Here is a 19,075-nt window from a genome sequence, read left to right as displayed (position 1 = left end):
CTTCGGCAACTTTCCCTGCCAATGAACAGCTTTGTTCGTCCAGTCCGCATCCAATTACCTTTTACACGACAACCTTTCAATTGTTTCACGAAAGTATCAACTTCCAGGTTTGTTCTGCTGTGCGGCTCCAAGGAAATTGCCGTGCCCGTTTTAGCCCCCTCTCGACAAACCCCTCGTACATACCTTGGTCGCTTACAAGCCGCTCGATACCCTGCTGGATATCCAGGATATCGGCAGGATTGGCGCATAGTGCGGCCCCGCCGGCGATTTCGGGCAAGGAACTTTTTGTAGAGGTGAGTACAGGTGTCCCTGATGCCATGGACTCCAAGACGGGCAGTCCAAAGCCTTCCATTTTTGAAACAAACAGCGTGGCATAGGCTCCCTTATAAACCTTCGGGAGCTCCTCCTCTGGAATATACCCCAAAAACTGCACCCTTTTTTCAATCCCCAGGTCTTGGATCAGCGCATTGAGCTGCGGATCGGACTTCCCGCTCAGTGCAAAGACATAATCCTTGGGGATGTGTGCATGGGCAAAGGCTTCCAGCATGGCCGGCAGGTTTTTATTGGCCCGGCGGTTGCCAATATATAGGAAATAGGGACGACCAAGGGAAGAGGCTTCTTGGTTGGCCAGAAAATGATCGTCTACGCCATTATAGATGACCGTGACCAGCTCTTCAGGAATGCCCAACAGGCTGACCAACTGCGCTTTGCTGAAATGTGAAACGGTGATGACCTGTTTGGCCCGTGTGGCAAGCCGGGCAATGACCTGCCTGTAATATATCCGGTGCATGGTAGAATAATAAAACAGGTGCATGAGGTCATGGACGGTAAAAACATAAGGCATTTTCGAATATAGGGGCGGCATAAAAGAGGGACTGTAGAAAATTTCACCATCTGACCTGGCAATGTCCCTGGCAAGGGAAACAGGGGAAAACATATTGCCCAACCCTGCTTTGGTCTGTATATAATGACAGTCCACCTGCTGGGGGGCAGCCTGCATGACTTCCCGGAAAAGCCTTCCGATCCCCGTATCCCCGGCCCAGCGGCCGTCGATCAATACTTTTCTTTTTTGTTCCATAACCCAATGTTTACATCGCTAAAAGGGAGATTGTCCCGGCATGTGCCCAATGGCACCAGCAGGACAAGGTACATCACGATATCATTATCGTATCCCGAATAGAGAATGCACATGATGGCAAGTAGTGGCAAAAAGCATGCTACCCAGAAATGGATGTGGGTATTTATGATAAAACAAGACTGGGCATAGCCTGCCAAGAACAGCACAAACGACGCCAGCCCGATAATGCCCAGCTCCAAATAGCAGGACATAAAGGTATTGTGGATATGTGGCTCACCATGGTAAAATTGGGCATATTGGTTCAGAAAGGAGGGAGCCTTCATAAAGCCATTGCCCCAGGGCGAAATATCAGCAATATGGGAGAAGAATGCCTGCCAGTAGACCAACCGCACGCCCATGCCGTCGTTCGAGGCAGTAAGTTCGTCCACACGGATGACCTTTTGGAGGACAATGGGCACAAGGACTGCCAGGGCTACCAACATGACAATGCGGTGCTTTTTGGAGAGTACCGTCCAGAGCAGGTAACCACAGCCGATCAACAGGGCCACTATTGGGGTCCTGGAAAGGGACAGATAGGCAAGCAGGAAAATAAACCCGATCCTCCAAAGGGCGACCCGTCGGTAGCGGATAACCGGGACCAGGATATACAGAAACCCCAGCAGGGCAATGCGGGCGCCAAGCATGTTCTTGTCGGCCAATCCCCAAAAGAACAGCTGCGGATCATAGAGCATACTGGCTTGTCCAGAGGAACTGCTACCGGCAATCAGTCGAAAATGAAGGGCCTCGTGGTATACCAACAGCTGCAACAGCAGCAGGGCAAAGACCACATGTAAGGTGATGTCCAATAGGTACAGCAAGTTTTGGTTGTTCCGCTGGGCAAGCCAGTTGAACGAGCAGTACAAAAAGGCAAAATTGATGATCAGTTTGGTTATCCCCGTGACCAGGGCAGCCTGTCCTTCATATACCTGAAAGAAGCTGATCAGTGCGTAAAGACTGAACACTCCAAGGCCGATTACCCAGGGGGCCACATACTTTTTGCCAGATTCGATATAGGAAAATCCTGCGGAGACCAGGAACAGGGCCGGGTAGACCTTGATGGGCAGGCAGGTCGCCGCAATGGCCATGCAGAATACCAGCTCCGAAAGCTGAACGTCCTTCCATTCCAGGACAGGCAGGGGCAGGGCACTGTTTTGTTGCTGCAGGGTCGTCGCCATCTATCGGTGGGGTTTTATGGTGTCTTTTGTCAATGTTGCTTCCAAGACCTGTTGATAGGCATCCAGCATCCTGTCTTTGTCCAAAATGGCAGCGACCGACTCACGGGCTTGGGCACTCAGCCGGTTGTAATCCGTTGGGTTGGTGAAAAGCCTTTCCAGGGCACCGGCCAAGGAACCGGGGCGGTCGGCATCACAAAAGAGCCCGTTTATCCCTTCTTTGACCGTTTCCTTCAGCCCTCCTGCCTTGTTGGCCACTACAGGAACATGGTGGCCAAGTGCCTCGATGGCCACCATGCCCAAAGGCTCTTCCCAAAGGGACGGAACCACGAGCACGTCAATTTCCGGGAACAGTTCGCTCGGTTTTGTATAGCCCATGAATTCAATATTGGGGTATCCCTCACTGATCGAGGCAAGGTATGCTTGGTAGGTTTCTTTGCCCTTGCCGGCAATGCGGAGATGGACAGGGAAATCCAACTGCTTGACCGTTTCGATCAGCCATTCGATGCCTTTGATCTTGGACAGGGTGCCCAAATACCCAAGACGCAGGGGACTGCCCTCCACTCTGGTCCTGGCAGGACCCGGATTGGGGATCTGCCGGGTATTGTGGATGACCTGGGTGGTGGCGTTCGCAAAGTAATTCTCGTCGATAAACCGCTGCAGGATGCTCTGGCTGATACCCACCACCGCGTCTACCTGGGCGGATTTTCGTTGATGATGAAGCCGCAAGAGCCTGCATTCCATGCAAATGCCCTTGCAGGCGGTGTCGTTTTTGTACATATTGCTGTTGGGGCACAACAGGTAAAGATCGTGGAGTACCTGGACAATGGGAATGCCCCGGACGTGGATTTCATCCCAGACCGCTATGGACCAACCGGCCAGGTTATGACAGGAAACCAAGTCAGGTTGTTCCTCTTCCAGGACTTCCTGCACGTAGGCGGCCATGTCCCGGTTTTCCCGGTCCTTGACATGCCAAAGCAGCCGCTGGTAGGCGGGAGGCTGGGCAGTGCCATACGGCCAGTACCTGTTTTTAAGGCCCGCGCGATAAACCCTTACACCGTCTACAGTGGATGAGCGCAAGCCGCCGTCCTCTACCATCGACAATACCGCTACATCAACTCCCCTGGACTGCATACCTTCCACCAGAAGTTTAAGCGAAAGTTCTGCTCCACCTCGAATGTCAGGGGCGTAAAGTGAATTGATATAGAGTATTTTCATAGGGTGTGAAATTACGGCCCTCTGCCACAGTTGGGACAAAGGGGCTTTATGGTTAGAATTTACCAAATTTCTCGAACAAAAGCAGGGTTTGTCCTAGGACGTTAACAGTTTTGCATAAAGTTGTTTGAGCCTGTTGCCGACCAGGGCCTTGGACTGATGCCTCAGGACATGGGCCTGCATGAACTTGCCCATCCCTTCAAGGGCCGTTTCATCCTGTTTTTTTAGGGCTCGGGCCTTGCCAATGGCGCGCTTGATCATCTGCCGGTGTTCAGCAAGATCCCGGTAACGGTAGCCAAAGAAATTTTCCTTTGCCTCCTGCATATCAACCAATGTGCCAATTTCTGGACAGACCACGGTTTTATGGTAACTGAAGGCCAACATGACCGTGCCCGAATTCAGGCTGCTGTTCAAATCATAGGGCAATACCACCAGGTCGGCATCTCCCAGCAATTCCGGAAGTAGCCTGTCAGGAATAAACTCGAGTTGCAGATTGATATTGGGCCTATTGCCGGCCAATTGGACAAGGCTTTTTTTATAGGTGTCGTCCTTTGGCTTGCCGGCTATGGTCAGGGAGATCCCTTCTATATCACCGACCGTTTCCATAAGCAGCTCGATATTTTTGTACGGTTTGACCGCACCCACAAACAACAGCCTTAGCGGTTGACCACTGGTTGGGACAGTTGGCTTGGCAGGCCCATAACTGTCCACAAAGTCCGGATGAGGAATGTGATGGATCTTATGGGCGATGGAAGGTGACTTTTCCAGCAGGAGCTGTCTGGACAGCTCACAGTGGATGATAATGGCATCGGACCAGGCGAGCAGCCGGTTGGTCAGAAAACCACTCATCTTGCCGGTTTTCTTTTCGTGGGTCATCCTGTTGTGCATGGTCCACACCAGCTTTTTTCCGCTCAGGTGGATGGTTGTCAGTACAATAATTTTCCGGAAAAAACTCTTGAAGCCCTTGAAAATCGAGCTGTCGTCAATATTTTCAAACCAGTTGAGGTGGATCAAACGGACGCGCCGAAAGTGTTTCCAGCTGGAAAACAGTCCGTCCAGTTCATGGATGTGGTAGCCTTCCTGCCGGAGGGGATCCACCATGATCTGGATGTACTTGTTTTCGGTATTTACCGGTGGGTTGAAGATAATATCCATGTATAAAACCTGCGTTAGCTAATTTTTAATTTTGCACCCTCCATTCTTCATTTCCCTTTTCTCATCTTTCTGCTTTTCACGGCAGCCAGGAAAACATCTTTGGCCGATAGCTGGAATTTCTTTCGGTGCCACCACCACTTGGTGATGTTGGGGATGGCTTCAGAGGCCATGATCTTGGTGATCGTAAAGATTCTCCGTTCATGCATGTAGCGGTCTTGGTTTTCGACCAGGTGCCGATAGATGACCGTTTCGGTTTCCCCCATAGGGTTTTCCTGCAGGAAGTTTTTCAGCCAGGCGGCATAGCCCATGTCTGCTTCCAGTTTGGCCAGCCCATTGGTGGTGGTGGAAGAAATGGACATCCTATGGCTCCGGTAGCGGAAAACAGCCTTGGGGCTATGGGCAATTCCCTTTTGGCCGGTGGCCATGAAGGCGGTAATGTCATCGGATCCCCAGGCCAGCGGTAGCTGATAAAATCCCCCTTGGTCCCGGAGTGCCTCACTGCGGTACATATAATCGGAAATATAATTGGACCGGTATTGGTTCAGCCGGTGCCAGATGCTGTCATAAACATCCTCGGTGGCAGGACAGGAAGGGGTGAGCAGCCAGGGTGTTCCCCCATCATCAATGATCTTGCTTCTGCAATGGTAGACATCCAAGGAGGGATGGGCAGCCATAAGCAGGGTGAATTCTTCCAGGTAATCCGGCTCAAGGAGATCATCATCTCCCATGATCATGATAAATTCACCGCTGGCCAGGGAGAGGCATTTGTTCCAGTTTTGGACCAAATTAAGCGCTCCGACGTTCTTATCGTTTTTATGGTACTGTATCCTTTTGTCATCAAATTGGGAAACCACTTCTTCAACGGGCTGGGGGGAGCAGTCGTTAAGGATGATGAGCTCAAAGTTACCAATGGTCTGGGCAAGGATGCTGTCAATGCATTCCCTGAGGTGCTTGCTCTTGAAGGCAGCAATACAAATGGAGAAGGTCGTGCCGCTATTCCTCTGCATGGGGTCCGGGTTGGTTTGAAAGTTTGCTTTTTAGGTAATCGATATCGCTCGATTTGATGACAAAGGCCCAGTGAAAGCCCGCAAAAACGATGAGAAACACCGTGGATTGAAAGGCCATTTCCAGGTATGGCTGGGCAATGCCGGCCAAGGAACCAGCGAAATCTGCCAGGAACAATGCAATAACTGCGCCCAAAACAGAAGGGGAAAAGGCCTTCAAAAAGATATGGGCACTGCCAAGGTGCAGGACCCTGGGGATGTAGTAGAAATAGAAAAAGCCCATCTGGATCAGCATATAGACCAGATAGCCAATGACCGCTGCCCCAACGCCCATGTCCTTGGCAAAGACCACGGTGATCGGCAGCGAGATGAGGCAGCCTATGGCCGCCGAAAACACCAATACCTTGGTCTTTCCCGAGCTCAATACCAAACTGGCCACAGGCGTGTTGTGCATGGACAGCAGTACGGTAAGCAGCCAGATGATCAGCCATTTGCTAAGGTCAAGGTAGCTTTCGCCCATATATAGGACCAGCAGGTTGTCGGCATTCAGAATCAGGGCAAAGACTACCAAGGACAGGAAAATGGAAATATAGCGGGTGGCCTCAAAAACCATTTTCTCCATCTTTGCCTGGTTGTTTTCAGCATGGGCCTTGGAGGCCGAAGGCAGCAGGACCTGGAGAAATATGCTGCCAAAGGACATGATTAAATTGGCAATGGTCTGGATGACACGGTAGTCGGTGAGCACATCGATTCCGCTGGCGAACTTGGCCAGCAAGATAGGCCGCAGTTCCTTGGCCGAAAACTGGAACAGCCCCATGGCGAAGATGGCCATGCTATAGCCCAGGATCTGTTTGAAGGCCTTTCCATCCCACTTGGGAAGCAGGAGCTTGCCCAAAGGGATAGGGTATAGTCTGAGCCGGTGGACATTAAAGGGAATGACCACTAACAGGGACAGGGTGTAAAAGAGGAAGTAGATTGTCAAGGGCCATTTGAAGTGGATGGCAGCCAGGGCGATCAGGAAGTTGAGGACACTGCTGATGACGGTAATGCGGTTGACATAGCCCAGCTCCTCTTTGGCACTCAGCAGCTGGATGACGACATTGGACAGCCAGTTGAACACCGTACTGGCAGCCAGGATGTACATCATTACCTTGTAGGTGGGCGCTTGGTCTTCGCTGATATTGAAAAACTCCGGGCCAAAGTCGGCCATGAACACAAATATCAGGGCATTGGCCAGCCCGATCAGGCCATAGAATACCATGCTGGACCGCGAGGCATTGGCGATCCTGTCGTATTCAGCTTTGGACTCCCACATGGCAAAATACCGGACCGAACCGATGTTCATGCCCAAATCCATCAGGCGCAGGTAAGCATTCAGGGAGAAGGCCAATGCGATCAGCCCATAGTCGGATTTGCCATAATAGCCTACCAATAACGGAATGGTCACAAACTTCGCCACGGCATCCAGCACCTTGGCAGCGATGCCCCAAACAGAGCCGGAGAAGATTTTCTTTACTGGAGATTGTCCCGCCATAGATGGATCAAGGTATCAGGTGTAATTTTGTCCAAGATAAGGATATTGAAGGGTTTATGGAGAGCTTGGAAGAGACCAATTGACCTGGCCCGGTAAAAAACCGCCGGAAAGGCTCTAGCAATCATGGTGCTAGAAACCATGACGTGAACCAATTTTTTTAGGGAAACGGTCACCGCTGAACGCCTGCCAGGCCGATCAGCGGTTAAAAAGTTTTTAAATTTTGTGAAATTGGTAAAACAGGTAGGTTTTTTGTTAGCATCATAAGCATGGAAAATATTTTGATCATCGGTGCTTTTGACCGGTATAATTATGGGGACCTGCTTTTTCCGTTAATCATCGAAAAACAGTTGGAATCCTTGGGAAAGGAATACCGGTTCCGTTTTTTTGGCTTGGTGGAAAGTGACCTTTCCACAGTGGGCGGCAAGCCCACCGAAGGGCTGGCGGCTTTTTACCAGGCCTGCAATACCACTGAAGGGAACAATCACGTCATCGTAGCAGGTGGGGAAGCGTTGGGCGTGACCTGGCATTCTTTATTTGCCGCCCTGAATCCCACCTATCAGAAAGTGCACCGCTACCGCCACCGGCTTTCCAAATATATTGACCTGAATGCCATGGCCCGCAGGTTTCTAAAGGGAAAAACCATTTTGCCATTGGTGTTTACCAAAGCCGATTTTGGACAGGTAAGCTCGGTGATCCTCAATTCCCTGGGTGGATCGGGGATCGATAAAAGTGTATTTGAAAAGTATCCTTTTATGAAATCGAAGCTCGGTGAAGTGGATTACCTGGCCGTAAGGGACCGGCAAACCGTCGAAAACCTGAAAGCAAACCAGGTGGCAGCCCAGCTGTTTCCGGATTCGGCCATATTGATGTCGGCATTTTATCCCATTGCCGACCTAAAGGAACGGGTGACCGCTCCGGTAAGGGACTACGTTCAGACCCATCGTGGAAAGTACCTGTTTTTTCAGATCAACAGAAAAAATACCGTGGGTGAAGAGGAAATGATCGCAGGACAGCTGGAACAGGTCTACAGGCAATCGGCAACCGAGCTGTGCCTGTGTCCCATCGGTAAGGCCCTTGACCACGATGACCACTTGGCGCTGGCCGGGGTTCGCAAGCAGTTGGACAGTCCCCATGAGTACTTCAACGCAGACAATATCTGGGATATCATGTACCTGATCGCCAATGCCAAGTGCTATGCAGGCACCAGCCTTCACGGTGCGATTACGGCCATGAGCTATGCAGTGCCCCATGTGGGGCTTAAAGTAGAAAAACTCAATGCTTATTTGGCCACCTGGGGGCTGCCCAAAAATAATTTTGCCGTGGGCTTTGAAAAGCTCTATGCGCAGTTCAAGGTAGCCGTTTCCTTGGACCAGGAAGCCTACAGGGAAAAGCAGCAAATTCAGCTCGGCCAGGCGAAAAAGGCATTTGATGTAATGGCAGGGGTCATCGCAAAAGCGTAGGGGCAAGTTAGTGCAGGATCCTTGGTAATGGGTATGAAATGGAAAGGATTACTATAATGGTAAGTTGTTTGTGCAGGTGACTCTTGGGCTGCTTATTGTGAATTTATCTACATATTGGTACAATAATTCTACAATTTGTCTAATAAATTTATTTTTTGATCCGAATGCCCTTCGTGGATATTCCAAAAATACCACTTCAAAACTATATATTGGCTATATTCATCATTTTTTAGTGTTTTAAAAGGGTTGTGGAATGGGTATTGGATTAATTAAGGTCTTTCCACTAGTGCCTTAAACCCAGAAATGATGAAAATACCATTAATTAGATTTTACGGATTGGTATTGACATTGAGCTTGGCGGGAGTCCCCTGCTTTTTTGCCTTTGCCAATACCGTGACCTCTTCAGAAAAGCATTTGGCACATCATGTCTTGCCTGTTTTACAAGATACCGTACCGCAAATCCCCCCGATCCAAGATCCTGTGCTGAACCAAAAGGATACCGTGCCAACAGTTGTCAAAACCGTCAAAGGCAAGGTAAGCGATCAGGACGGGGCTTCCCTTCCAGGGGCTACTGTACAGATCAAAGGAACCGAGACGGGTACGATCACCGATGAGGACGGCAATTATACCATTAATCTTCCTGCTGAAAATGAAGGTCTTGTGTTGGTATTTTCTTTTGTCGGCTTCCAGGGCAAGGAGCTAGAAGTGGGCAATCAAAGCCAACTGGATGTTTCGCTTGTAAGCCAAGGGGAAGAGCTGGAAGAAGTGGTGGTCATCGGATATGGCTCTGCCCGTAAAGCGGATCTTACCGGGGCCATTTCCCAGGTCAGCACCGAGGAAGTAAATGCATTTCCCACCACCAGCGTGGTCCAGGCAATGGCCGGCCGAGCTCCCGGCGTGCAGGTGGTGCAAAATGACGGTTCTCCCGGCGGAGGGGTAAATATCCGCATACGGGGAAGCAATTCCATCCAAGGGGACAATAGCCCCCTCTATGTAATCGATGGATTTCCCTATTCCGGTAATCCCACCAACCTCAATAATTCGGACATTGCCAGCATCGAAGTGCTCAAGGATGCCTCCGCCACGGCCATTTACGGCTCCAGGGGCGCAAACGGCGTGGTGTTGATCACTACCAAAGGAGGCGTTCAGTCACCTACCCAAGTGGAGTTTGACAGTTATTACAGCGTGCAGCGGTTACGTAAAAAGCTTGACCTGATGAACGGGCGGCAGTACGGACAGCTTATGAACACCCAAGCTGAAAACGATGGGCTGGCCCCTTATTTCAGCGAAAGTGAACTTTCGGCCATGGGTGAGGGAACCGACTGGCAGGACCAGGTGTTTGACAAGGCTCCGATCAAGTCCAGCTCCATCAGGGTTTCCGGAGGAAATGAAAGCACGCGGTTTTCGGTAGGGGGAAGTATTTTTGACCAAGAAGGTATCATCAAGGGGAGCGATTATAACCGCTATGCCCTGCAGTCATCCATCCACCATTCGCTGAGTGATAAGCTGACCATTGACTTTTCGACCAACCTGACCAAGTTGACCACCGCCAGAAGGGACAGTGATGGTGGTGCCAGGGGCAACTCCATGATCGGGGCGGCACTAGTGGCCTCACCTCTGTCCACGCCGTATGCACAGGATGGTTCCCTGACCGTGTTGTCGGAGGATTTCCCCTTTGTCTCCCCGGATATTATCAATCCGCTTAATTATATCCATGAGGAGTTTAATACAGTCAATGCCAATATCGTCCTTGCCAATGCTTCGGCGAGTTACAGCCCGATCCCAAAACTGACCATCAAGGTACTGGGCGGAATTGAGAACAGGGATGACCGGACGGATGTCTACCGCACGACCAATTTTATCAATAGTGACGGAAATGCCAGCGTGAACACCCGTCAGTACATTAGCAGGCTCAATGAAAATACCGTTTCCTATACCGACACCTTGAACGAAAAGCATAAGTTTGACGTCCTGGCAGGATTTACCTATCAGGATTTTCAGACGCGATATTTGGCAGGAAGTGCCGCCGGATTTTTAAGTGACCTGTTCCAGACCGATAACCTTGGGGCGGCCAGTACCCCGGGAGTGCCCACTTCCGGATATGCCAGGTCCGTGCTGCTGTCCTATATCGGCCGGTTAAACTATAATTATGCGGACAAGTACCTCTTTACCGCTACATGGAGGACTGATGGTTCCTCGCGCTATAGTGAGGGCAATAAGTGGGGGCATTTCCCTTCGGCGGCCTTGGCCTGGAGGGTGTCCCAGGAAGGGTTCATGCAGGATCAAAAAGCCATTTCCGAACTAAAGATCCGTACGAGCTGGGGATTGACCGGAAGCCAGGCAATTGCTCCTTACAGTACCTTGAACAGGCTGTTTCCGGGATACACTGTTTTCGGAGAGGAGCTGTACAGCACCTTTGCCCCGCAGTCAGTCCTCCCGGGGGATTTGAAGTGGGAAACCACCGAGCAATTTGACCTGGGCATGGACTTGGGATTGATTGGAGGAAGAATCATGCTGGGAGCCGATTTTTATATCAAAAATACCCGGGATTTGCTCAGTACCGTTCGACTGCCCAGTTCCTTTGGCTATACCACCACAGTGGCCAATGTAGGCGAAATCCAGAACAAGGGGCTGGAACTCAGCATGGACGCTATTGTGCTCAACAAGGCGTTTCACTGGAATGTCAGCGGAAATATTTCCTTTAACCGTAACAAGGTCGTCAGCCTGAATGACGGCGAGCCCATTTTGACCAATTTCATCAATGTGGTGACCGTGGCGGATAACTTTTCCATTATGGAAGAAGGAAGGCCCTTGGGACAGTTTTGGGGCTACCAGGAGGATGGCTATACCGAACAAGGCGATATCCGTTACAAGGACCTGAACGGGGACGGGGAAATAACCGAAGCGGACAAGACGGCGATAGGGGATCCCAACCCGGATTTTTACTACGGCATCAATTCCACCATGACCTTTAAGAATTTTCAATTGAATTTGTTCCTACAGGGATCAAAGGGCAATGATATCTTTAACGTCAGCTCCATTTCCAGTACCATGGATTATGGTCAGGGACTCAATATGCCCGAAGAGGTGCTACTGGATCATTGGACGGCCAGTAATACCGATGCCAAATACCCAAGGATCAGCCGTAACAATGACCTGAAGGTATCCGACCGCTACGTAGAGGATGGCTCCTATCTGCGGGTCAAAAACATCCAGTTGTCCTATGATTTCTCTTTTCCTGAATCCAAATGGCTGGGCAACCTGAAGCTCTATGTGAGCGGACAGAACCTATTGACATTTACCGACTATTCCTGGTGGGATCCGGAGGTCAACAGCAATGGCGGCGATACCAGCCTCGGGATCGACCATTACAGCTATCCCATTCCAAAATCATATACGGTGGGCCTACGGGCCACTTTCTAACCATCCAAACGCAATAGAACCATGAAAACATACCACATAAAACCCAAAGATATTGATCGTCCAGGCATTAAGGTGCTGCTAATGGCGATGGCACTGGTGATGCTGGCAGGATGTAGCGATTTGCTGGAAGAGGAACCCAAGACCGTAGTGGCCGAGAATTTTTACCAGACCGCTGCGGACATTGAAGCGGCCACCAATGCCATTTATACACCCTTGCGCAATGTGCGATCGGAGCAGGTGGCCGTGTTGAGTGCCCATACCGATTGGGGATACGGAAGAGGGAGCCGGGCGCAGTACAATGACTTCAATGGCTTGAATGCCACCAATATGAACACGGCAGCCAGTCGGTGGACCATGTTTTATGAGGGGATTAGAAATGCCAATCTGGTAATTTTTTATGCTCCGAAAAGTGAAAATGTACAGCAGGAGGTTCGTGATCGTTATTTGGCCGAGGCCAGTTTTTTGAGGGCCCTGACCTATTTTGACTTGGTAAGGAACTGGGGAGGGGTGCCTCTCAGGACGGCAGAAAACATCGAACAAAAAGATGTGCCAAAGGCCAGTGTAGCGGAGGTCTATGAATTTATCCTGGCAGATTTACTGGTAGCGGAGGCCGGTCTTCCGACCGATCCCGCGCAGCCCGGTCGGCCCACTAGCTGGTCGGCCAAGACGCTGTTGGCAGATGTTTACCTACAGCTGGAACAGTATGATTCGGCCCGTGTCAAAGCCCGGGAGGTGATGGATTCCGGACAGTTTGGCCTAATACCAGTGCAAAGTGTGGAAGATATCCAGTGGGAGATCTTCGGCCCCGACTTGGTGAGCAGTGCCGAAGAGGTGTTTTACCTGAAATATACCAGGCAATCAGCCCAGGGAAATGGATTGCCCTGGATATTGAACCATCCGAGTACCGGACTGTATAATTTTGGAGGAGCCTATGCCCATTACGGGGATTCGGCCAATCCATTTTATACGCAATGGAATGATGCAGACCTCAGGAAACAGCTCTGGATCCCCGTGGATTTTGGTCTGGGGGCCACCACCCTGGTCAATGGCAAATACGTGGAACCGGAAGCACCGGACAATACCGGTGCAGGAAATGACCTTCCGGTCTACCGGTATGCAGAGGTGCTATTGCTTTTTGCCGAAGCGGATGCAAGGGCCTCCGGAACGGTGAGCTCCGAGGCGCTGGAGGCCCTGAACCAGGTACACAGAAGGGCTTACGGGCTTGATCCCACGGTAGCCGGTGAAGTGGATTTCAGTCTTGCAGGGATGCCTCTGGAAGCTTTTTTGGATACAGTGCTGCAGGAACGTGCTTATGAATTCCAGTTTGAAGGAAAACGTTGGCTGGATTTGAAAAGACTGGGAAGGGCCGAGGAATTTGTCTCCGAAAACAAGGGGATCAGCATTGCCGAGAAACATTACCTATGGCCGATACCAGTCAATGAGTTGAACTATAACCAGGCGATGGACGCTTCCAGTGACCAGAATCCAGGGTATTGAGCAGTGGTCCAAAAGGCAATTGATTATAAAAAGCCCCGAATTTTTGGGGCTTTTTTATGTTTGATAGTGAACCTGTGGGAGGTTTTTAATAAATTGATAACAGTTAAGAAAATAACTTCGACCAGTTATTCTTTAATTTTGATTCATCCGATATATGGCTTAATGCTTTTCTGATCAATTACCCCGATGAAAAAGATGAGTGACCAAACCAGTACATTTCGATTAGGCCCTAAGCCTACGCTGGAAGAGGTTTTTTATACTTTTCATAAGAAACTGGTCTATTTTTCTTTTCAATATCTCAAGGACAAGGGGCTCGCTGAGGACATCGTGCAAGATGTATTTGTCCAGTTTGCACAAAAAGAGAATATGCTTCAGCACGAATTGGCCTATATCCAGAACTATCTATATAAGGCCGTCAGGAACAAGAGTATCAATGCGATTCGTGACCGGAAACAAAATTTGGGGATAGATGATGGAATGGCCGAGATTTCGAACCAGGACCAGACCATTGTCCAACGGATGATCCATGCCGAGGTAATCGATGAGCTTTATGCCGCTATGGAGACGCTTCCCGAAGGCTGTAGAAAAGTGTCTGCCCTAGGTTTTTTGGAAGGGAAGTCCAATCAGGAAATTGCCGATCAACTAGGGGTCTCGATCAATACGGTCAAGACCCAAAAGCAACGGGGCCTCAAACTCCTGCGGCTTCGGCTTGATCCTGAAGTATTATATGTTCTACTTGTGTTAATTAATTGTTAATCGGTATTATCTCAGTATTAATTAATTTTTTTCTTTAAAAAAACGATATTTTCTTTCACCTGTTTTACCTGTTTCTGTGTAATAAGGACAAACACACAGAAATGAACGAGCAAGAATACATCCATATATATTCTCAACTTATTCTAAAAAGCTTCAAAGGAACACTGAGCGCAGTGGAGCGTGACCGCTTGGAAAGGTGGCTTTCCCATAGCCAGGAGAACAGGGCCTTTTATGACCGTATTACTCAAGAGCAATTGTTGGAAGAAGAGATGGCGTTTTTTTCTTCAATAGACTCCACAGGAGCCTTTGGCAAGTTGAAGCAGCATCTTCCTTCCAGCACCAAGACGGAAAATCCAGGAAAAAAACGGTGGGGTCGCTATGCAGCAGTAGCAGCGATTTTAGCTGTTTTGATATTTGGATGGGGGATATATGGTGGTTGGTTGCCTGATATGAAGCCTGCCAATCAAAGAACGTTGGCTAGTGCAGAGATAGGGCCAGGGACGGACAAAGCCATTTTGGTACTCCCAGATGGAGAGGAAATCATGTTGGATAGGGCCGCAGAAGGAACCTTGAAGCAGGATGTTGGCCTCACTGTGGCCAAAAGGCTCAACCAGGTGGTTTTTAATGTCCAAAAGGATTTCGCTGTTTCCGATGCGGACATGAACAGGATTTTTGTGCCAAAAGGAGGTAAATACCAAGTGGTGTTGGCAGATGGTACAAAGGTTTGGCTAAACAGTTCCTCTTCTCTCGAGTTTCCGTCCAATTTTACAGGACAATCCAGAATGGTGACCCTCAGGGGAGAAGGTTATTTTGAAGTGGCCCATAATCCTGAAGTCCCCTTTATTGTCCAGGCCAATGACACAGAAATAAAAGTGCTGGGTACCCATTTTAACATCAATACTTATGACAATGAACCGCTGACCAGGACCACCCTGCTGGAGGGAAGCGTGAAGGTTTCCCTTGGGGAACATAGCAAAGTCATTTCACCCGGTGAACAAGTACTTTCCGATAGCGGATTACCGGTAAAGAAAATTGATATGCAGCAGGTGGTGGCCTGGAAGGATGGGCTATTTATGTTCAAGCGCACCAGGCTTGATGATATTTTAAGACAATTGGAACGGTGGTATGCCATCAAGGTCTCTTTTGATGGTGAGATCCCGGAAAAGCATTTCAGTGGTACCATCTCAATGGATACCAATTTATCCAAAGTCTTGGGGATGCTGGAAATGTCAGGAGCAATCGATTTTGAACTTAATAACGGAACGGTCTATGTAAAAAACATCACCCATTAAAAAGCCGGTGGTTCTCGCAAAACCACCGGCAAGGCTGATCAATGCCTTTTAACATCACATTAAAATTTTATCGATCAACATCTAATTTGTAAAGTTATGAAATTAACCCACTTAGGACAAGGTGGACCGGGGGTATCTTTTGCTCCGCCCAATTACCTTTTGGTTATGAAATGGACACTAATCTTATGCTTATCACTCGTCTTTCAGGTAACCGCCAAGGTCCATTCCCAGGAGTTGACCCTAAAGGCCCAAGGACTTCCCTTAAAAGAAGTGATGGAAATGATAGAATCACAATCCACCTACCGGTTTGTGTTCAATGATGAAACTGTAAGCCAATCCAATCCCGTGGATGTGGATGTAAAGAGCGGTTCCCTGGAAACGACGCTTTCTAAAGTCTTCACCAATCAACCCTTTACTTATCAGCTGGTGGACACCTATATTGTCGTCAAGCCCTTAACCGATGGTGATCCAGCAGATATTACACTAACCGGTAGGGTGATCAGTACAGATGGGGAGCCGCTGCCCGGTGCTACCGTTCGGGTAAAAGGGAGCTCCAAAGGGACGGTTACCGACTTGGACGGGAGGTTTGCACTCGGCGGGTTGGCAGAGAATGCCATTCTGGTAATTTCATTTATCGGGTATGATCCCCAAGAGATTCCTGTAAATGGCCGCAGTAAAATAGCGGTCACCCTTAGACCATCAGAAAACGACCTCTCCGAAATCGTGGTCATTGGCTATGGACAGCAGGACAGAAAGGAAGTGACCAGTGCCATTTCGAACTTCAGGCCAGATGAAAAGAACTTCAGACAGGTGCTGGGACCAGACCAGATGATGCAGGGAAGGATGCCGGGCGTCCATGTAGGGGCCGGCGCAGGCACACCAGGGAGCAATGTCCGCGTAAGTATTCGCGGAATCGGATCCTTAAGTGGTCAGAACGAGCCCCTTTATGTAGTTGATGGTATTCCTTTGGTGAACCATAACGCTGCGCTTTTTGACCTTGGTGAGGGCATGAACCCACTGTCCGAACTTAATCCCAATGACATCGAATCCATTGAAGTGCTCAAGGATGCCGCCTCTGCGGCCATCTATGGTTCACGTGCCACCAATGGTGTGGTCATCATCACCACCAAATCCGGTAAGGAAGGACAATCGAGCCTGAATATCCAGACAAACTTTGGTGTGCAGTATTTGCCCAATTTGGACAAAGTTAAAATGGCCGATTCGGATCTGTACTTGGAAGTATTGAACGAGGCCCGATATAATTATAACCAACAGTACGGCTACACGCCCGGGGACGGTAACTTTGTGGAATACCAGGAAAATCCATATCCCGGACTGCCGGATACCGATTGGCTGGACTTGGTGCTGAGGGAGGCCTTTGTTTCCAATGTCAATGTGTCGTTTTCCAGTGGAAGTAAAAAGACCAAACTTTACATCTCCGGTGGTTACCTGGACCAGGAGGGGGTAATCAAAACCAATGATTACAAAAAGTACAATGCCAAGGTCAATGTCACCCACCAAGCAGTAAACTGGCTGGAGATCGGGACCAATACCAACCTGAGCTTTTCGAGGAACCACCGCGTTCCAAACGGTACCTATGGATCATCTATTTTTCTTCGGAGCATGGGACAGCGGCCCTTTGACAGGCCCTACAAGCCCAACGGAGAGTATTATGTGGGGGGGACAGAAGAGTTGGTCTACCACAACAACCTGCAGATCATCAATGAGCAAAACACAAAGCTGGACAACTATAGGATGCTGGGAAATGCCTATGCGGACATCATCTTCAGCCCTTCTTTTCACCTGAAAAATACCTTTGGACTGGATGCCATTTATACCGAAGATTACCTGTACTACACCGATGAACATCCTTATGGGGCAGGACAAGGGCGTTTACTGGACGAACGCAGGATGATGACCAATGGATTGATCGAAAACACCCTGTATTTTGACCATACGTTTGGGAAGTTTACCGTAAATGCACTGGCGGGGCATTCCTACCAAAAAGTGACCACCAGCATCAATTCCATCGATGGCAGGGGATTTCCCTCACCCTCATTTGATGTGCTGTCAGTGGCCAGTGAGATTGCCAATGCATCCTCGGGGTTTGGAGAAAATGCCCTGGAGTCCTATTACAGCCGGGCCAACCTGAGCTGGGAGGACAAATACCTGCTTTCATTGTCTATTAGGGCGGATGGGTCTTCCAAATTTTCCCCGGATAAACGCTATGGCTCTTTCCCTTCTGTTTCTGCCGGTTGGAATGCCTCCGACGAGGATTTCTGGAAATTTCCCCAAACAGACCTTAAGCTGCGCGCAAGTTATGGCGCTACGGGCAATCAGGATGGCATCGGCAGCTATGCCTATCAGGCGCTGATGAGTGGTGGGGCCAATTATGGCGGAAACAGTGGCCTTTCCATTTCCACCTATGGCAATCCCAACCTTACCTGGGAGACGGCCAACCAGTTTGATGTGGGAATTGACCTGGGCCTATGGAACGGAAAGGCTAACCTTTCGGCAGATTACTTTATCAAAAACACCGAAAACCTGCTCTACAACATGCCCATTCATGCTACCAGTGGGTTCAGCAGCGTGACCAGTAATATCGGCTCAATGAAAAATACAGGGCTGGAATTATTAGTTGACTACCATCATCATTTTGGTGAATTGCAATGGCAGTCGAGCTTTAATATTTCCTTTATCGAAAATGAGCTTACTTCACTGCTCGGAGATGAGCCACTGCTGATCGGGGCCAACAGGACCTTGCAGGTGGGAGAAGAGGTAGGAAGTTTTTATATGTATAAAATGCTGGGTGTTTTCCAGACCGATGAGGAAGTTCCGGAAACTTTGTACGAGCAGGGAGTACGGGCAGGGGATGTCCATTATGAAGATGTCAACGGCGATGGGATCATCAATGTGGACGACCGCCAGATCATCGGTACTTCCAACCCGGACTTTTACGGCGGATGGTCCAATACCTTCCAGTATAAGGGCTTTGACCTCAGTGCATTCCTGACATTCTCCCAAGGGTCGGAGATTTATGCGACCTGGAGGATTACCACTGATAGACTGGGAAATGGAAGACAAGGCTTTCGGGAAGCACCTGCCCTGGAGCGGTGGACAGGACCGGGCACCAGCAATGAAGTGCCAAGGGCGATCCACGGAACAGGATACAATACCTATAATTCTTCCAGGTTTCTCGAAGATGCTTCCTTTCTGCGGTTGAGAACCTTGAGCTTGGGCTACTCCCTGCCCCAGTCCATTTTGGACAAACTTCAGATGAGCAAGCTCCGCATTTTTGTCCAGGGTGAAAACCTGTACCTGTTCAGTAACTATTCAGGATTGGATCCTGAGGTATCCAAAAATTACGATGCCCGCTATATGGCTGACGACAATATGAACCTGCCTCAGCCCAGAACGATCCGGTTGGGCCTGAATGCTGCTTTCTAGAAC

At 49.5% G+C, this 19,075-nt stretch carries 12 protein-coding genes; 6 read left to right on the top strand and 6 right to left on the bottom strand.

Going from position 1 to position 19,075, the window contains the following annotated elements; translation table 11 throughout:
* Positions 1-85: 85 nt before the first annotated feature.
* The 6 genes from FKX85_RS19565 to FKX85_RS19540 all read right to left on the bottom strand — a co-directional run bounded on the left by FKX85_RS19565 (position 86) and on the right by FKX85_RS19540 (position 7,197).
* Complete coding sequence (locus FKX85_RS19565) at positions 86-1,078, bottom strand: glycosyltransferase family 4 protein (RefSeq protein WP_141616325.1); 993 nt, start codon at positions 1,076-1,078, stop codon at positions 86-88.
* Positions 1,054-2,292: an O-antigen ligase family protein gene (locus FKX85_RS19560; protein ID WP_141616324.1), complete on the bottom strand. Its 1,239-nt coding sequence runs from the start codon at positions 2,290-2,292 to the stop codon at positions 1,054-1,056. The genes FKX85_RS19565 and FKX85_RS19560 overlap by 25 nt, the downstream gene beginning before the upstream one ends.
* Complete coding sequence (locus tag FKX85_RS19555) at positions 2,293-3,507, bottom strand: glycosyltransferase family 4 protein (protein ID WP_141616323.1); 1,215 nt, start codon at positions 3,505-3,507, stop codon at positions 2,293-2,295. It abuts the gene before it with no gap.
* Between the two features lie 93 nt (positions 3,508-3,600).
* Positions 3,601-4,659 carry a glycosyltransferase family 4 protein gene (locus FKX85_RS19550; RefSeq protein ID WP_141616322.1) on the bottom strand — a complete coding sequence of 353 codons (1,059 nt, stop codon included), beginning with the start codon at positions 4,657-4,659 and terminating at the stop codon, positions 3,601-3,603.
* 47 nt (positions 4,660-4,706) lie between these two features.
* Positions 4,707-5,666 carry a glycosyltransferase family 2 protein gene (locus tag FKX85_RS19545; RefSeq protein ID WP_141616321.1) on the bottom strand — a complete coding sequence of 320 codons (960 nt, stop codon included), beginning with the start codon at positions 5,664-5,666 and terminating at the stop codon, positions 4,707-4,709.
* On the bottom strand, positions 5,653-7,197 hold the full coding sequence (locus tag FKX85_RS19540) for a lipopolysaccharide biosynthesis protein (RefSeq protein ID WP_141616320.1): 1,545 nt from the start codon (positions 7,195-7,197) through the stop codon (positions 5,653-5,655). The genes FKX85_RS19545 and FKX85_RS19540 overlap by 14 nt, the downstream gene beginning before the upstream one ends.
* Before the next feature lie 266 nt (positions 7,198-7,463).
* Between FKX85_RS19540 and FKX85_RS19535 the strand changes: the two genes are divergently transcribed.
* From FKX85_RS19535 to FKX85_RS19510, 6 genes are all read left to right on the top strand, one after another.
* A complete protein-coding gene (locus FKX85_RS19535) occupies positions 7,464-8,657 on the top strand; it encodes a polysaccharide pyruvyl transferase family protein (protein ID WP_141616319.1) in 1,194 nt (397 codons plus the stop codon).
* A 303-nt stretch (positions 8,658-8,960) separates the two neighbouring features.
* Positions 8,961-12,080 carry a SusC/RagA family TonB-linked outer membrane protein gene (locus FKX85_RS19530; RefSeq protein ID WP_229239702.1) on the top strand — a complete coding sequence of 1,040 codons (3,120 nt, stop codon included), beginning with the start codon at positions 8,961-8,963 and terminating at the stop codon, positions 12,078-12,080.
* Positions 12,081-12,101: 21 nt separating this feature from the next.
* On the top strand, positions 12,102-13,577 hold the full coding sequence (locus FKX85_RS19525) for a RagB/SusD family nutrient uptake outer membrane protein (protein ID WP_141616318.1): 1,476 nt from the start codon (positions 12,102-12,104) through the stop codon (positions 13,575-13,577).
* A gap of 186 nt (positions 13,578-13,763) precedes the next feature.
* Positions 13,764-14,333: an RNA polymerase sigma-70 factor gene (locus FKX85_RS19520; RefSeq protein ID WP_141616317.1), complete on the top strand. Its 570-nt coding sequence runs from the start codon at positions 13,764-13,766 to the stop codon at positions 14,331-14,333.
* Between the two features lie 101 nt (positions 14,334-14,434).
* Complete coding sequence (locus FKX85_RS19515; protein ID WP_141616316.1) at positions 14,435-15,625, top strand: FecR family protein; 1,191 nt, start codon at positions 14,435-14,437, stop codon at positions 15,623-15,625.
* 165 nt (positions 15,626-15,790) lie between these two features.
* Positions 15,791-19,072, top strand: coding sequence for a TonB-dependent receptor (locus FKX85_RS19510; protein ID WP_229239701.1), 3,282 nt, complete (start codon positions 15,791-15,793; stop codon positions 19,070-19,072).
* Positions 19,073-19,075 lie beyond the last annotated feature (3 nt).

Source organism: Echinicola soli (genome assembly GCF_006575665.1).
GTDB lineage: Bacteria > Bacteroidota > Bacteroidia > Cytophagales > Cyclobacteriaceae > Echinicola > Echinicola soli.
This window is presented reverse-complemented; position numbering and strand designations above follow the sequence as displayed.

Excerpts from the sequence above, each read along its gene's own strand:
- FKX85_RS19540 (WP_141616320.1), bottom strand. The coding sequence starts at position 7,197 with ATGGCGGGACAATCTCCAGTAAAGAAAATCTTCTCCGGCTCTGTTTGG.
- FKX85_RS19515 (WP_141616316.1), top strand. The coding sequence starts at position 14,435 with ATGAACGAGCAAGAATACATCCATATATATTCTCAACTTATTCTAAAA.
- FKX85_RS19530 (WP_229239702.1), top strand. The coding sequence starts at position 8,961 with ATGATGAAAATACCATTAATTAGATTTTACGGATTGGTATTGACATTG.
- FKX85_RS19520 (WP_141616317.1), top strand. The coding sequence starts at position 13,764 with ATGAAAAAGATGAGTGACCAAACCAGTACATTTCGATTAGGCCCTAAG.
- FKX85_RS19550 (WP_141616322.1), bottom strand. The coding sequence starts at position 4,659 with ATGGATATTATCTTCAACCCACCGGTAAATACCGAAAACAAGTACATC.
- FKX85_RS19510 (WP_229239701.1), top strand. The coding sequence starts at position 15,791 with ATGAAATGGACACTAATCTTATGCTTATCACTCGTCTTTCAGGTAACC.
- FKX85_RS19560 (WP_141616324.1), bottom strand. The coding sequence starts at position 2,292 with ATGGCGACGACCCTGCAGCAACAAAACAGTGCCCTGCCCCTGCCTGTC.
- FKX85_RS19545 (WP_141616321.1), bottom strand. The coding sequence starts at position 5,666 with ATGCAGAGGAATAGCGGCACGACCTTCTCCATTTGTATTGCTGCCTTC.
- FKX85_RS19565 (WP_141616325.1), bottom strand. The coding sequence starts at position 1,078 with ATGGAACAAAAAAGAAAAGTATTGATCGACGGCCGCTGGGCCGGGGAT.
- FKX85_RS19555 (WP_141616323.1), bottom strand. The coding sequence starts at position 3,507 with ATGAAAATACTCTATATCAATTCACTTTACGCCCCTGACATTCGAGGT.
- FKX85_RS19535 (WP_141616319.1), top strand. The coding sequence starts at position 7,464 with ATGGAAAATATTTTGATCATCGGTGCTTTTGACCGGTATAATTATGGG.
- FKX85_RS19525 (WP_141616318.1), top strand. The coding sequence starts at position 12,102 with ATGAAAACATACCACATAAAACCCAAAGATATTGATCGTCCAGGCATT.